Annotated in this window: 12 protein-coding genes; 1 reads left to right on the top strand and 11 read right to left on the bottom strand. The window is 70.7% G+C overall.

The annotated features are described in order from the left end of the window. Positions 1 to 19: 19 nt before the first annotated feature. The 6 genes from ACIQR3_RS23985 to ACIQR3_RS23960 all read right to left on the bottom strand — a co-directional run bounded on the left by ACIQR3_RS23985 (position 20) and on the right by ACIQR3_RS23960 (position 7094). Entirely contained in the window at positions 20 to 1609 is a 1590-nt protein-coding gene (locus ACIQR3_RS23985) for a cation acetate symporter (protein ID WP_403542188.1), read from the bottom strand. Then, a complete protein-coding gene (locus tag ACIQR3_RS23980) occupies positions 1606 to 2163 on the bottom strand; it encodes a DUF485 domain-containing protein (protein ID WP_403542186.1) in 558 nt (185 codons plus the stop codon). Before ACIQR3_RS23980 ends, ACIQR3_RS23985 begins: the two co-directional genes overlap by 4 nt. A 69-nt stretch (positions 2164 to 2232) precedes the next feature. Further along, complete coding sequence (locus tag ACIQR3_RS23975; RefSeq protein WP_403542183.1) at positions 2233 to 2964, bottom strand: response regulator; 732 nt, start codon at positions 2962 to 2964, stop codon at positions 2233 to 2235. Continuing rightward, positions 2961 to 4115: a sensor histidine kinase gene (locus tag ACIQR3_RS23970; RefSeq protein ID WP_403542181.1), complete on the bottom strand. Its 1155-nt coding sequence runs from the start codon at positions 4113 to 4115 to the stop codon at positions 2961 to 2963. The genes ACIQR3_RS23975 and ACIQR3_RS23970 overlap by 4 nt, the downstream gene beginning before the upstream one ends. Further along, on the bottom strand, positions 4112 to 4636 hold the full coding sequence (locus ACIQR3_RS23965) for a DUF1453 domain-containing protein (RefSeq protein WP_403542178.1): 525 nt from the start codon (positions 4634 to 4636) through the stop codon (positions 4112 to 4114). The genes ACIQR3_RS23970 and ACIQR3_RS23965 overlap by 4 nt, the downstream gene beginning before the upstream one ends. A 334-nt stretch (positions 4637 to 4970) precedes the next feature. Next, the gene (locus tag ACIQR3_RS23960) at positions 4971 to 7094 is read right to left on the bottom strand and encodes a type IIA DNA topoisomerase subunit B (RefSeq protein WP_403542175.1); all 2124 of its coding nucleotides are present in this window, start codon (positions 7092 to 7094) and stop codon (positions 4971 to 4973) included. Positions 7095 to 7535: 441 nt separating this feature from the next. Here ACIQR3_RS23960 and ACIQR3_RS23955 point away from each other — a divergent pair, with 441 nt between their 5' ends. Next, positions 7536 to 7766, top strand: a complete 231-nt coding sequence (locus ACIQR3_RS23955; protein WP_189420941.1) for a hypothetical protein — start codon at positions 7536 to 7538, stop codon at positions 7764 to 7766. A gap of 95 nt (positions 7767 to 7861) precedes the next feature. Here the strand turns inward: ACIQR3_RS23955 and ACIQR3_RS23950 are convergent, their stop codons facing one another. The 5 genes from ACIQR3_RS23950 to ACIQR3_RS23930 all read right to left on the bottom strand — a co-directional run bounded on the left by ACIQR3_RS23950 (position 7862) and on the right by ACIQR3_RS23930 (position 15077). Then, positions 7862 to 8764: a S1 family peptidase gene (locus ACIQR3_RS23950; protein ID WP_403542173.1), complete on the bottom strand. Its 903-nt coding sequence runs from the start codon at positions 8762 to 8764 to the stop codon at positions 7862 to 7864. 157 nt (positions 8765 to 8921) lie between these two features. Next, positions 8922 to 10448: an RNA polymerase sigma factor gene (locus ACIQR3_RS23945; RefSeq protein WP_403542171.1), complete on the bottom strand. Its 1527-nt coding sequence runs from the start codon at positions 10446 to 10448 to the stop codon at positions 8922 to 8924. Positions 10449 to 10871: 423 nt separating this feature from the next. Further along, complete coding sequence (locus ACIQR3_RS23940) at positions 10872 to 11759, bottom strand: FadR/GntR family transcriptional regulator (RefSeq protein ID WP_403542169.1); 888 nt, start codon at positions 11757 to 11759, stop codon at positions 10872 to 10874. 162 nt (positions 11760 to 11921) lie between these two features. Continuing rightward, complete coding sequence (locus ACIQR3_RS23935; protein ID WP_403542167.1) at positions 11922 to 14165, bottom strand: ATP-binding cassette domain-containing protein; 2244 nt, start codon at positions 14163 to 14165, stop codon at positions 11922 to 11924. 153 nt (positions 14166 to 14318) lie between these two features. After that, on the bottom strand, positions 14319 to 15077 hold the full coding sequence (locus ACIQR3_RS23930; protein WP_403542164.1) for an NUDIX domain-containing protein: 759 nt from the start codon (positions 15075 to 15077) through the stop codon (positions 14319 to 14321). Positions 15078 to 15181 lie beyond the last annotated feature (104 nt).

Below are 15181 nucleotides of genomic sequence, written 5' to 3'. Positions count from 1 at the left end.
CACGGGCGTGCGTGCCCCGTCACACGGCTCCCGCCCCCGTCAGCGCCCGTACCTCGGTCTCCGCGTGCTTGGCCCGGTCCGCGGGCTCGGCGGAGCTGACGGTGCCGAGCCAGCCCGCGGCGAAACCCAGCGGGACCGAGACCAGACCGGGGTTCTGCAGCGGGAAGTACTGGAAGTCGGCGTCCGGGAACAGCGCCCCGGGGCTGCCCGACACCACCGGCGACACCAGCACCAGCACCACCGCCGGGACCAGACCGCCGTAGACCGCCCACACCGCGCCGCGTGTGGTGAAGCGGCGCCAGAACAGCGAGTACAGCAGGACCGGCAGGTTGGCGGAGGCGGCCACGGCGAAGGCGAGGCCCACCAGGAAGGCCACGTTGAGGTCCCTGGCCAGCAGCCCGAGGGCGATCGCCACCGCCCCGACGCCGACCGCGGCGCAGCGGGCCACGGCCACCTCGCCACGCGGCTCGGCACGGCGGCGCAGCGAGGCGTACAGATCGTGGGCCACGGACGCGGAGGAGGCCAGGGTGACTCCGGCGACCACCGCGAGGATCGTGGCGAAGGCGACCGCGGCGACGACCGCGAAGAGCACGGTTCCGCCGGTGGAGCCTGGGCCGCCGCCGAGGTCGAGCGCCAGCAGCGGCACGGCTGTGTTCCCGGCCGCGTTGGACCGCCGTACGGCGTCCGGCCCGACGAGGGCGGCCGCGCCGAACCCGAGGACGATCGTCATCAGGTAGAACCCGCCGATCAGTCCGATCGACCAGACCACCGACCGCCGGGCCGCCCGGGCCGTGGGCACGGTGTAGAAGCGGGACAGGATGTGCGGCAGCCCGGCAGTGCCCAGGACCAGGGCGAGTCCGAGGCTGATGAAGTCGAGACGGGCGGTCCAGTCCCCGCCGTACTTCAGCCCCGGCGCCAGGAACGCCTCACCGTGCCCGCTGCGCCCGGCCGCGCTGAGCAGCAGTTCGTTGAAGTCGCCGTGGAAGCGGACCAGGACCAGCACGGTCAGCGCCGTCGTGCCGCCGAGCAGCAGTACCGTCTTCACGATCTGGATCCAGGTGGTGGCTCGCATCCCGCCCAACGACACGTAGACGACCATGAGCGCGCCGACTCCTACGACGGTCCAGGCCCGTGCCGCCTCGCCGGTGCCGCCGAGCAGCAGCGCGACCAGGCTGCCCGCGCCCACCATCTGGGCGACCAGGTACAGCACGGACACGGTGACCGAGGAGGTGCCCGCGGCGATCCGCACCGGGCGCTCCCGCATCCGCGCCGCCACCACGTCGGCGAGGGTGAACCGCCCGCAGTTGCGCACCAGTTCGGCGACGAGGAACAGCACCACGAGCCACGCCACCAGAAAACCCACCGAGTAGAGCATGCCGTCATAGCCGTAGAGCGCGATCAGGCCGGAGATGCCGAGGAAGGAAGCGGCGGACATGTAGTCCCCCGCGAGAGCGAAACCGTTTTCCGACGGGGAGAACAGACGGCCGCCCGCGTAGAACTCTTCCGCCGATCCCCGCCGGTTCCGGCCCACCCAGGTGGTGATCCCCAGCGTGACCGCCACGAAGCAGCTGAACAGCACCAACGCCAGCGTCTGATGCTCCCCGGTCATGCCGCGCCGCCCCGGGCACGGGCCCGTTCCTGCGTGTGCCAGCGCAATTCCAGCGCCGCCCGATCCCGGCGGAGCCGGGCGTGCCGGGTGTAGGCCCAGGTCAGCAGGAAGGTGGTGAGGAACTGACCGAGCCCGGCGAGCATCGCCACGTTCACGGCCCCCGCCACCGGCCGGCCCATCAGCCCCGGCGCGGTCGTGGCGGCCACCACGTAGCCCAGATACCACACGAGGAACCCGACCCCCGCCGGTATCACGAACCTTCGGTACCGGCTGCGCACCTCCTGGAACGCCGCGCTCCGCTGCACCTCCATGTAGGCCTCGGTCGCAGCCGTCACCGTCACCGCAGCCTGGGCCGTGCTCGTGACCCTCGTCGCGGACGTGGGCGAAGCCCCGGCCGGGTTGCCGTCGCCCGGTGCCCGCCGCGCCGACGACGGGGAAACCGGCGTCGCCGTGACGGCTGCTTCCGCCACCTCACCCCATCCGGAGGCGAGGGCGTCGTACCAAGGGTCGTCATAGGCCCCCGCCTCGCGGAGGCGATCATCGCTTGACTGCATGCCCAAGGATGGACAGAACGGGAAGATCCCCGACTCTTCTTCCTCCCGCTCTTCACCCCTTCAGGTGACTCACCCCGTCGGTGGCCGTACAAGCCCCTTCCCGTAGGCGTAACGGACCGCCTGTGCCCGGTCCTTGATCCCGGTCTTGGCGAACAGGTTGTTGATGTGGGTCTTCACCGTCGCGGTGGAGACATGCAGCCTGCGGGCGATCTCCTGGTTGCCGAGTCCTTCCGCGATCAGCACCAGTACCTCGGTCTCCCGCGTGGTGAGCCCGTCCGGTGCCTCGGCCGGCGGTGCGGGGCGAGCTTCCGGTTCCGACAGTCTCTCCAGCAACCGGCGCTGGATACCTGGCGACAGGCCGGCATCCCCGGAGAGCACACTGTGCACAGCCCGTACGATCTCCTCCCCGCCCGCGTCCTTGGTGAGGTAACCGCGCGCCCCCGCTCGCAGCGCCGGGAACAACGACTCGTCGTCCACGTACGTGGTGAGAACCACGACCTGCGTTCCAGGGTGCTCGGCCCGGATCCGCCGGGTCGCCTCGACCCCGTCGCACCGCGGCATGCGCAGGTCCATCAGCGCCACGTCCGGGGCCAGTTCGGCCACCAGCCGCACCGCTTCCTCACCGTCGCCCGCGGCGCCCACCACCTCGACACCCGGCAGCAGCCCCAGCAGCATGACGATGCCCTCGCGCACCACCGTCTGATCGTCCACGACCAGGACCCGGGCGTCCTTGCCGCCCCAAGAGCCCGTGCCCGGAGCGTCCTTGCCCCGGACCTCCTTGTCCCGGTCCTCCCGCGTCATACGGGGACCTTCAACGTCACCACGAACCCCTCCTCGCCCGGTCCTGCCCGCAGCGAGCCACCCAGCAGTTCGGCACGCTCCCGCATGCCCATAAGACCGTAGCCGCCTCCCGTGCCGGCCAGTTCACCGGTTCCGCCGCCCGAGTCGCGTACGTCCAGGGTCACTTCGTGCCTGCCGTAGTCGAGGACCATCCGGACCTCCGCGCCCGGAGCGTGCTTACGGACATTGGTCATCGCCTCCTGGGCGACCCGGCGTACGGTCTGCGACGCCTCGGCCGGCAGCGGCCGACGCTCACCCGTAATGGTGACTGTCGTACGGGCTCCGTCGGGCGTGCCCACGAGCTGCTCCAGGAAATCCTCCAGTGGTGTCAGCTCTCCGCGCAGGGCGGACAGCGCCTGCCGGGTCTCGGCGAGTCCGTCGCGGGCCATCCCCCGGGCTGCCACCACTCGTTCCAGGATCTTCTCCCGCTCCGCTCCCCTCTCGATCAGCAGTCGTGCCGCCTCCAGGTGCACCATTTGTGCCGACAGACTGTGCGCCAGCACGTCATGGATCTCCCGTGCGATACGGGCGCGTTCGGCGAGCGCCGCCGACTCCGCCTCGGCCGCCCGCGCGGCACGCTCCTGGGCCAGCATCCGCTGTGCGTGCCCCCGGGCCTCCGCGTCAAGCCGCAGGACGTACCCCCCCAGGGCCAGCCCGGCTGCTAAGGCGGCGCTGCTCGCCCAGGAGTTGTCGCTGACCATGGCGTAGGCGGCGAAAGCCACCAGGTCCACGGGCAGCGCCACCACGAGGGGGAGCCGCTCCAGCGCGATGACCGCGCACCCACACCAGAGGACCGCCGCGGGGATGTCGAAACCGACAGCCTGGGCAATGCCCCCAAGGCCGAGGAGAGCCGCCACGAGGCCCAGGGACGGCCGGAGCCGATGTGCGAGCGTGGTCCGGAAGAGCGCCCAGGCCACCACCACGGCCAGCAGAACCACCGCTGTCGCACCGACCGCGCGCCATCCGTCCTGGCCGCCGGCGACCGCTCCCCACAGGAGCGCGCCCAGTCCCAGCACCCGTACGACGACGGCCAGCAGGCGCCGGTGAGCCGAGCGCCTTTCCCGCCCCAGCGCTTCCTTGGACGGCCACCGCGTCCAGGCGTTCTCCGTCACACACATTCCTTCCGGGTGGACCAGGACGCGTCGGCACCGTAGCTCGCGGCCGAGGGGGCCATCGGGCGCACCGTGCGCAGACGCCAGGCCAGGGTCGCGGAGCGGGCCAGCAGGGTGGCCGCGAGGGCGAGCAGCAGGGCGGGAGTGTCCTGATGCACTCCGAGGACCGAGCCGAGGAGGAACATGGCCACGCGGACGGTTATGCCGACGCCCCACACCGCAGCGGTCGCCTTGCTGCCCTTGCTCCAGACGCTGCCGTCCGCCTCCGCCCATATGCGGGTGGTCCAGGCCAGCCCCGCTCCGACCGCCGCCCCCAGGAGCAGTTCCATGACGAGCAGGGCCGCCGACGCGGTGTGGTGGCTGGCGCCGAGCAGCCCCGGCTGCCTCAGCGCGACCAGGGCCAGCACGACGGGCAGGATCCACCAGCGCTTCTCCGTGTCGAGGCGGCTCGGACGGAACTGGCGAGAGACCACCAGGCCGATCACGGCCACGATCACCAGCGCGTCGACAACCCCAGACATCCAGGCCTCCGTGTACGAGAAGGGGGAGTCGGCAACGAGTCCTGCCGACGCCTTCGACGTTACGGAAAGTGCCGGGCCAGAAGATCGGAGCCCGGGTGGATCGTGGGTGGAGCCTCGAAGCGATGGGCCTCCACCCACGGGTGGAGGCCCACTGCCGGTCCCCTCCCCCAGCAGCTCAGCGACTCAATGACTCGGGGACGCAGGGCTCGGGGACGGGCCCGGCGCCCCTTGCCACCCCGGCGACCCCAAGCCCCTGACCGCCGCTCCGGCCCCCGACGACGACCGATCCGTTACTGTCCGTTACCACTCGCTCCCCGCCCAGGCGCCGAGGCGCCTACGCGTCGATCCGCGACCGGTCGAGCGTCGCCGCCGAGTTGGAGATGAACTCCTTGCGGGGCGCGACGTCGTTGCCCATCAGCAGGTCGAAGACCTGCTCGGCGGCCTCCAGGTCGGTGAGGTTGATCCTGCGCAGGGTGCGACGCCTCGGGTCCATGGTCGTCTCGGCCAGCTGGTCGGCGTCCATCTCACCCAGACCCTTGTAGCGCTGGATGGAGTCCTTGAACCGGACGCCCTTGCTCTGGAACTCCATGAGCTTGTCGCGCAGCTCCCGGTCCGAGTACGTGTAGACGTACTTGTCCTGGCCCTTCTTCGGCTGGGTGAGCTCGATGCGGTGCAGCGGCGGCACCGCGGCGAAGACCCGGCCGGCCTCGACCATCGGCCGCATGTAGCGGTGGAAGAGGGTCAGCAGCAGCGTGCGGATGTGTGAACCGTCGACATCGGCGTCGGTCATCATGATGATCTTGCCGTAGCGGGCCGTGTCGATGTCGAAGGTGCGGCCCGAGCCGGCCCCTATGACCTGGATGATCGCGCCGCACTCGGCGTTCTTCAGCATGTCCGTCACGGACGACTTCTGGACGTTGAGGATCTTGCCGCGGATCGGCAGCAGCGCCTGGAACTCGGAGTTCCGGGCGAGCTTCGCCGTGCCGAGCGCGGAGTCTCCCTCGACGATGAACAGCTCGCTGCGGTCGACGTCGTCGCTGCGGCAGTCGGCCAGCTTGGCGGGGAGCGAAGAGGACTCCAGAGCCGTCTTGCGGCGCTGGGCGTCCTTGTGCTGGCGGGCGGCGATGCGGGTGCGGGCCGCGGCGACCGCCTTCTCCATGACGACCCGCGCCTGCTGGGCGGCGTCACGCTTGGTGGAGGTCAGGAACGCCTTGAGTTCCTTGGTGATCACGTTGTTCACGATCCGGCGGGCGGCCGAGGTGCCGAGCACCTCCTTGGTCTGCCCCTCGAACTGCGGCTCGGCCAGGCGTACGGTGACGACCGCCGTGAGCCCCTCGAGGGCGTCGTCCTTGACGATGTCGTCCTCGGCGACGCGGAGCAGTTTCTTGGCCCGCAGCACCTCGTTCATGGTCTTCGCGACGGCCTGCTCGAAGCCGGCGACATGGGTGCCGCCCTTGGGTGTGGCGATGATGTTGACGAACGACTTGACGGTCGTGTCGTAGCCGGTCCCCCAGCGCATCGCCACGTCGACGCCCAGGTCACGGGTGACCTCCGTGGGCGTCATCTGACCGTGCTCGTCCAGGACGGGGACGGTCTCCTTGAAGCTGCCCTGCCCGGTGAAGCGGAGGACATCGCAGATACCGCGGTCATTGGCCAGGTACTCGCAGAACTCACTGATGCCGCCGTCGAAGCGGAAGGACTCCTCACCCTTGCTGCCGCCCTCGCCGAGGCCGAACTCGTCCCGGACGACGATGGTCAGGCCGGGCACCAGGAAAGCGGTCTGGCGAGCCCGCTGGTGCAGCGTGTCGAGCGAGAGCTTGGCGTCCTTCAGGAAGATCTGCCGGTCCGCCCAGTACCGCACGCGCGTGCCACTGCGCGACTTCGGGATCTTCTTGGCCTTGCGCAGCCCGCTCTGCACCTCGAACTTGGCGTCCGCACCGCCGCCGGCGAAGGCACCGGGGACGCCTCGCCGGAAGCTGATGGCGTGGGTGTGACCGCCACGGTCCACCTCGACGTCCAGCCGCGCGGACAGGGCGTTGACCACGGAGGCGCCGACGCCGTGCAGACCGCCCGAGGCGGCGTACGAGCCACCGCCGAACTTGCCGCCCGCGTGCAGCTTGGTCATGACGACCTCGACACCGGAGAGGCCGGTCTTGGGCTCGACGTCGACGGGGATGCCGCGGCCGTTGTCGCGGACCTCCACCGAGCCGTCGTCGTGGAGGATCACGTCGATGTGGTCGCAGTAGCCACCGAGGGCTTCGTCGACGGAGTTGTCGATGATCTCCCACAGGCAGTGCATCAGACCACGGCTGTCGGTCGACCCGATGTACATACCGGGGCGCTTGCGTACGGCCTCGAGCCCCTCGAGGACGAGCAGGTGCCGCGCGGTGTAGTTGGAACCGTCCCGGTCTGCTCCTGCCAGCAGCGCAGTGGACGGCACGGACGTCTCGGCGGTCACGCGGTTCGCTCCTCGCTGAATTTCAGATGGGGCCCCGTTGGGTAAGGGCGCGGCGTCGTTCACCGCTCAGAGGGTACCGAGCCCAGGTAGAGCCGTTGTAACGCCACCCTCGTCACGACGGCAGCCTAGTCCACTGTCGTATACCTGTTCGATCCCTCCATGGGGTGAAGCGCACATCACGTTCCCTTCGAGGCATGAACCATTTAGGCTCCGGGCACGTCCTCATGAACAACCGGCAAGCCAGCCGGCGGGGACCGACACTGACCGATAGCGCGAACCCGTACGACACATAGACACGCAATACGGCACATTCGCCGCCAACCGGCAACAGCCAGCCTCCTCGGAAAATTTTTTCGAGGAAAAGCCACGAGCGGGAACGTTTTGGGGCTGGTTGGATGTTGACCCTGGTACGACAGCTCGTCGAGCTAGAGAAGAGGCGACGTGACTACTGTTCTGACTTCCGCGAGCCCGCTGACGGCCGCCGACCGTTGCGACCGTTGCGGCGCCCAGGCGTACCTGCGCGTCGTCCTGCTGAGCGGCGGAGAACTGCTCTTCTGCGCCCACCACGGGCGCAAGTTCGAGCCGGAACTCAAGAAGATCGCCGCTGAGATACAGGACGAGACCGAGCGCCTGACCTCCGTTCCGGCAAGCGACTCGGAAGACGAGCGCTGACCCATCGCGTCCCACGACGAGCAGACCGGCACAGGCCGGTAAGGGCGGCCCACCTCCCCACCCGGAGGCGGGCCGCCCTCGCTCGCGTACAGCGCCTAGGACGCGCCGGACGCCCCCGTGCCGCCCCTGGAGGCGGCGGCACCCGAGTGGCCCCACCCCAGGGTCCGCAGGACGGCGGAGACGCGCGTGTAGACCCCCGGGCTGCCCGTCTGTCCGCAGCCGCTCCCCCAGGACACCAGCCCGATCAGCTTCCCGTCGGCCACCAGCGGTCCCCCGCTGTCCCCCTGGCACGCGTCACGGCCACCGGCCTGGTCCCCTGCGCACACCATCGTCGCCGCGCGGTACTCGCCTTCCTCACTGCCCGGATACGCCCGCTCGCAGACGGCGTCGGGGAGCACACGCACGCGTGAGCCGTGCAGACTCCTCGCGTAGTCGCCGACACCCGAGGTGTCGCCCCAGCCGTAGACCACCGCGGACGTCCCCGGCTCGTACGCGGCATCGCCCTCGGCCGCCATCGCCAGGGCGGAACCGGCCGGCAGGGCCTGGGAGAGGGTGATCACGGCGAAGTCGCCGGCGTTGCTCGTCTCGTCGTAGGCGGGGTTCACCCAGACGTCGCGCACCGGAATCTCTGCGCCCCCGCCCCCCAGCAGGTCCGTACGGCCCGCGATGACCTTTAGGTCGCCCAGCCGCGTCGGCGCTGTCCCGAGGCTCTCCCGGCCGAGGCAGTGAGCCGCCGTGAGCACGGTGGTCCGTCCGACGACCACTCCCCCGCAGAACTGCCCCGCCCTCGTCACCCCGTACCGGTCACGGCTGGACAGGGCCACCGTCCACGGACTCTCGGCGGCATCCACCGGAAATCCACCGACGACGACGCTGTCGGCGACCGCGGGGCGCGCGGCCGCCATCGGTGACACCAGTGGTATGGCGGTCGCGGCGACCGCCAGGACCAGCGGCCGGACCAGTGATCGGACCAGCGGCCGAGCACAAGGACGACGCATACGGGCTCCTCACTCATGGTGTTCCCGAAACACCCAGAGTGATCCACCCGGCGCCGCCCCGCACCCCGCGCGAGCGGGCACTCCGCCCTCCCGGCACGGCGAAGGGCCCGGCCCCCGGGACGGGAGGCGGGCCCTTCGCCGACCGTGTCGCTCTGATCTAGTCGAGGTAGTCGCGCAGCACCTGGGAGCGCGAGGGGTGGCGCAGCTTGGACATCGTCTTGGACTCGATCTGGCGGATGCGCTCGCGCGTGACGCCGTAGACCTTGCCGATCTCGTCGAGGGTCTTCGGCTGACCGTCGGTGAGACCGAAGCGCATGGAGACGACGCCCGCCTCGCGCTCGGACAGGGTGTCGAGTACGGAGTGCAGCTGCTCCTGCAGGAGCGTGAAGCTGACCGCGTCCGCCGGGACGACCGCCTCGGAGTCCTCGATGAGGTCACCGAACTCGCTGTCGCCGTCCTCGCCCAGCGGGGTGTGGAGCGAGATGGGCTCGCGGCCGTACTTCTGGACCTCGATGACCTTCTCCGGGGTCATGTCGAGTTCCTTGGCCAGCTCCTCCGGAGTGGGCTCGCGGCCCAGGTCCTGGAGCATCTGCCGCTGGACGCGCGCGAGCTTGTTGATGACCTCGACCATGTGCACCGGGATACGGATGGTGCGGGCCTGGTCGGCCATGGCGCGGGTGATCGCCTGCCGGATCCACCAGGTGGCGTACGTGGAGAACTTGTAGCCCTTGGTGTAGTCGAACTTCTCCACCGCGCGGATCAGACCGAGGTTGCCCTCCTGGATGAGGTCCAGGAAGAGCATGCCGCGGCCGGTGTAGCGCTTGGCCAGGGAGACCACCAGGCGGAGGTTGGCCTCCAGGAGGTGGTTCTTGGCGCGGCGCCCGTCCTCGGCGATGATCTCCAGCTCGCGCTTGAGCTTCGGCGCCAGCTTGTCGGAGTTGGCCAGCTTGTCCTCGGCGAACAGTCCCGCCTCGATGCGCTTGGCCAGTTCGACCTCCTGCTCGGCGTTGAGCAGGGGGACCTTGCCGATCTGCTTGAGGTAGTCCTTGACCGGGTCGGCCGTGGCCCCGGCCGCGGCGACCTGCTGGGCCGGAGCGTCGTCCTCGTCGTCGTCGGACAGCACGAAGCCGGCGTTCTCGGTGCCCTCGGGCTCCTCGGTGACCTTGGTGTCCTCGAGCACCTCGTCCTCGAGAACCTCGGCGTCGTCCTTCTTGGCCGTGGTCTTCTTGGCCGCCGTCTTCTTCGCGGTGACGGTCTTCTTCGCCGCCGTCTTCTTGGCCGTGGTCTTCTTCGCCGCCGCCTTCCTGGCGGGCGCCTCGTCCTCGGCCGCCGGCTCGGGTGCGGCGGGCGCCGGGCTGGCGGCGGTCTTCCTGCTGGTCACCGTCTTGGCCGCGACCGACTTGGTGGCGGTGCGCTTGGCCGGACTCTTCGCTGCGACGCTCTTTCGGGTGCGCTTGGGCTCCGCGGCACTGACCATCAGCGTCACACCCTCTTCCTCGAGGATCTGGTTGAGGCTGCGCAGTACGTTCTTCCACTGAGTGGCCGGAATCTGGTCAGCTTCGAAGGCCCGACGCACGTCATCGCCGGCGATCTGCCCCTCAGCCTTTCCCCGCTCAATGAGCGCCATGACAGAGACGGACTCGGCGATCTCCGGCGGGAGCGTACGGGATGTGCTGGCCGACACGAACAACCTCTCGGAACGTTGAAAACGGCTTTCGGCCCCGTCCTGGCGGACAGGTGCCGACCGCCGGCTTGGGGATGGGCCGACGGCGCGGGCGGGGCCGGGAGAAGCACAGCGCCGTGAACGGCGTCCGTATTCCCTCCTCGGCTGTCACCTCTTAGGTCATCGCGTTGTTCCCACGAGCGTTACGCCCAATCCGCGTGGCCCGAGTCACACCCCGTAAGGGACCAAACTCGGCCAGATGCGGTCAGAAGGAATCACCAACGACGCCCGTCCGGTCCGACCGTGCCAACAGTACGGCGTGACACCCGTCGACCCCGCAGAGCCGTCCAGGCGCTGCGGGGTCGACGGCGGCAACGACCCGGCCGAGCGCCGCCACAGGAGGGGGATGGCAGGCCCGGCCGCGCCGCTCGGGGCGGGGCGCGGTCAGTGCTCGCGCGGGGCGGGCACCACGCGTTCCACCTCAGGGTGGACGGTCAGCAGTTGGCGCATGGCCGTCTCGGCCGCCGCGCCGTCACCGGCGGCCAGGGCGTCGGCGATCCGTGCGTGCTGGGCCAGCGACACATCGTTCGGCCGGTCACAGCCGGTGACCGGTCCGCCCGAGACCTGGAGGGCGGCGGACACGATCCCGGAGAGGTGCTCCAGCATGCGGTTGCCCGCGACCTGAATGAGCAGCGTGTGGAATTCCGCGTCGGCGCGGGAGAAGGTGAGGGCGTCGCCCTGCGCCATGGCGTGCCCCATGACGCCGACCATGTCGGACAGGCGCTGCTGCACGTCCTCCCGGCCGTGCCCGGCGGCCAGGCGCGCGGCCAGCGGCTCGATCGTCCAGCGCAGCTCGCTGAGCTCGCGGCGCTGGTCGTCGCGCTGCGGTCCGAAGGCCCGCCACTCGATGATGTCAGGGTCCAGCAGGTTCCAGTCGCTGACGGGACGCACGCGCGTGCCGACGTTCGGACGGGCGCTCACCAGTCCCTTGGCCTCAAGGACGCGCAGCGACTCCCGGACGACGGTCCGGGACACCTCGAAGCGCTGGCCGATCTCCTCGGGCACCAGCGGGCGGTCGGCACCCAGGTCGCCGGAAACGATCATCTGACCGAGCTGCTGAACCAGTTGTCCGTGCAGTCCGCGGCCGCGGCTGCCCGCGGTACGCCGGCCCACGCGGCCCAGTTCGGGGTCCGCCCCTTCCCAGGCGGGGGCCCCGACGCGGTCGACGCCGGGCGTCTCGGCGTAGGGGTAGCGGTCGAGTTCGCCCGGGCTCTGGAGGCCGGAGTCTGCGGAGCGGGCGGCGGTCATCATGGTGTGCGCAAGGGTACTCACGCATCCTTTGTCGGCGCCGTTCCCAACTCCCTTGAGGTCTTTAGTGAAAAGCACACGAAAGGGTGATCGCTCACCCCTTCGCAATTGACGCCTTATCGGAAAGAAATGGACTTTCCCCGGGGAGTTGCGCGCATGCCCGGACCGGACGGTCCCGAGCGGCCGTCACCGGACCCGTCCGCGCAGGGTCATGAGCAGATACGAGCAGAGCAGGACGGTCAGCGACAACGCCAGCGCGCTGCCCACGGGTTGGACAAGGGCCTGCAGAACTGCCGCCACGTAGCGCTCTCCGCCGAAGGGCCACTGGCTCAGGAGGACCTCGCGCACCCGCATCGGGAGGTCGGCGGCGGTACGTACGGACTGGCCGTTCCAGATCTTCTGTACGAGAGGGACGACGACGACGGGTACGGCGACCACCGCCGCCAGTCCGGCCGTGGTGGACCGGAAGAGGCCTGCGGCCAGCACACCGGCCCAGGCGCAGCCGATCATCAGACCGGCCCAACCCGCGCTCAGTGCAGCCCAGTCGGCGGGAACTCGCACGAGCTCTCGTCCGTAGAACAGGTGAAGCACTTGGGCGTCGCAGCCCACCGTGAGGACGGCCAGCAACAGCGCGGTGGCGGCGGAGACGACGAGTTTGGCCGTCAGCAGCCCCAGCCGGCGGGGCACGGTGCCGCGGTCCGCCGCCAGCGCGGGGTGGCGGAACTCGTCACCGAACGCCAGCGCCCCCAGCAGCCCCGCGCCGAGCGCCGCCGGCGGCAGCGGCACCTCCCGCGGCCACGCGGCCAGCAGACGCGGCTGCGGGGTGTGCCCGACACGGGCGAGGAGTACGGCGGTGACGGCGGACAGGACGAGTACGACCGCTCCGGTGACGACCCCGGTGCCGACACCGGTGACGCGGCGCAACTCGTACCGCAGGGGGCGGAGCGGGCTGGGCGCGGAACGGACGCAGATGGGGGGCGGGAGGGCGGACGAGGCGCCGCCGAGAGGGTCGTTGCCGGGGGTGAGGGAGAGGGCCGGGGCGGGAGCGGGAACGGGGGTGCCAAGAGCTGACGTCGGCGGGGGCGGGGGCAGGGGCGGGAGGGACGAGGGGTCCGGTCGGCCCGGCCCGGTCGGATTTCCCGGCATGACCGCGGTGCTCGCAGTACTCGCGGTGCTCCTGGCGCTGCTGGTGCCCGTGGCGCCGTTGATGTTTGTGGTGCTGTTGGTGTTTGTGGTGCTGTTGGTGTCTGTAGTGCTGTTGGTGTCTGTAGTGCCGGTGGTGTCTGAAGTGCCGGTGGTGCTCGTGGTGGCCGCCGGTGCGGACCGGTTCGCCGCCTGTCGCGCATCCGTCGGCGCCACCGCCGCGGCATCGGGCTGCCCGGGCTCTGTCCCTTTCGCGGCGGTGACGGCTGGACTCCGCCGGGCGGACGAGTCCGTCTCCTGCTCCGCGCCCGCGGGGTCCGTGCGCCTGGCCGCGGGGGGACCAGGCTCCAGTACGTTCCCCGCCGTGCCAGTGAGTGCCTCCGGGCCGGACGGCTCTTCCGCGCCCTCACCAGGCCCCATGTCGCCTACCTCGTGGGCCAGTTGGTGGACGAGGATGCCGTGCCGGAACGCGGTCTCACCGACGTCGGCACATGTACTGCCGTACACGGAGAGGCGGTTGCCCCCTTCGCGGACCACCTCGACCGAGCGGTGGGCCGTGCGCGCCTCCTTGGCGAGGAGCGTGGCGAGGCGGGCGGCGTGCGGACTGCGGACGGCGACGCGGGGACGCAGCCGGGTGCGCGAGAAATCCGCCGCCTCCTGGTCGGCGACGACCTTGCCCCGCTCCAGCGTCACGACGTGGTCGGCGGCGCGGGCGGCTTCCTTGGGGTCGGCCGTGGTGTACAGCACCGTGCCGCCCTGGACCGCGTACGCACGCAGGGTGTCGTGCAGCCAGCGCCTTTCCCGTGCGGAGAGTCCCTCGGAGGGGCCGTCGAGGACGAGGGTGTGCGGGTCGGCCAACAGGGCACAGGCGAGACCGAGGCGGCGGTCCATGCCGCGTGACAGGGTGCCGAGGCGTTCGTCGCGCAGGCTCACGAGTCCGGCCGATTCCAGCACTTCGTCGGCGCGCCGCACCGGGACACCGGCCGCCGCGCACAGCATGCGCAGGTGTCCGCGGACCGTGCGGGCCGGGTGTCCGGGCACCTCGCCCAGCAGCACGCCGACTTCGCGTGACGGGTGGGCGATCCGGTGCAGAGGGCGGCCCCTGAAGTGCGTGACACCGCGGCCCCGTTGCAGTTCGAGCATGAGCTTGAGCACCGTGGTCTTACCGGCGCCCGGCTCTCCGAGCAGCGCGGTGACGCGACCCGCGCGTGCCTCGAAGGAGACGTCGTCGACGGCTGGCGGTAGCTCTTTGCGTGGGGTGCTGGTCAGTCCGAAGGCCTGGATCACCCGCAGCAAGATAGCGCGGTATGTCCGGTTTTCCGGGCATCGCAAGGCCCACCCGGCACCGGGCGTCCGGCTCTACGGGCGCCCTGCTCCGCGGACCGTCCCCTCCTCCCTCCCCTGCGGTGCGGGCCAGCGGCCCTTGTCGGGTCCCGGCCGTCACACCTCGGGACGCAGCATGGGCGGGTTGAGCAGAGTCGCGCCGCCGGCCCGGAAGAGCTGGGCCGGGCGGCCTCCTTGGCGGGTGGTCGTACCGCCGGTGGGGACGAGGAACCCGGGGGTGCCCGTGACCTTGCGATGGAAATTGCGCGGATCCAGCGCCACTCCCCACACCGCCTCGTAGACGCGGCGCAGCTCGCCCACCGTGAACTCGGGCGGGCAGAACGCCGTGGCCAGGGAGGAGTACTCGATCTTGGAACGGGCCCGTTCCACCCCGTCGGCCAGGATCCGGGCGTGGTCGAAGGCCAGCGGGGCGACGGGCTCGCCCTCCCGGCCGTAAGCGCTCTGTTCCAGCAATTCCTCGACCGGCGCCCAGCGCGCGTTGCTGGCGTCGCCGCCCGCCCGGGGCGCGGGCAGGTCGGGGGCGAGGGCGAGATGGGCCACGCTCACCACCCGCATCCGGGGATCACGCTCGGGGTCGCCGTACGTCGCCAGCTGTTCGAGGTGCGCGCCGTTGTCCTGGGCGGGGGCGGCGGGATCGTGGACGCACAGTCCCGTCTCCTCCGCCAGTTCGCGCGCCGCGGCCTGCGCGAGGTCCTCGTCGGTCCGAACGAAGCCGCCGGGGAGGGCCCAGCGCCCCTGGAACGGCGGCTCACCCCTGCGCACCGCCAGCGAGCACAGGGAATGGCGTCGCACGGTCAGCACGACCAGGTCCACTGTGACGGCGAAGGGCGGGAAGGCTGACGGGTCGTAGGGCATGCCGCGATCATAGTCGTCTTCCTGACGATAAACACGCCCTTCGGTGCCTGCACCGGCCGCTGGTCCAGCAGGGTACGGGATGGGGTTCACCATCTGCTCCCGGT

Source organism: Streptomyces sp. NPDC090994 (assembly GCF_044768905.1).
Taxonomy (GTDB): domain Bacteria; phylum Actinomycetota; class Actinomycetes; order Streptomycetales; family Streptomycetaceae; genus Streptomyces.
Note: the sequence above shows the minus strand (reverse complement) of the source record. Positions and strands in the feature narration are given on the sequence as shown.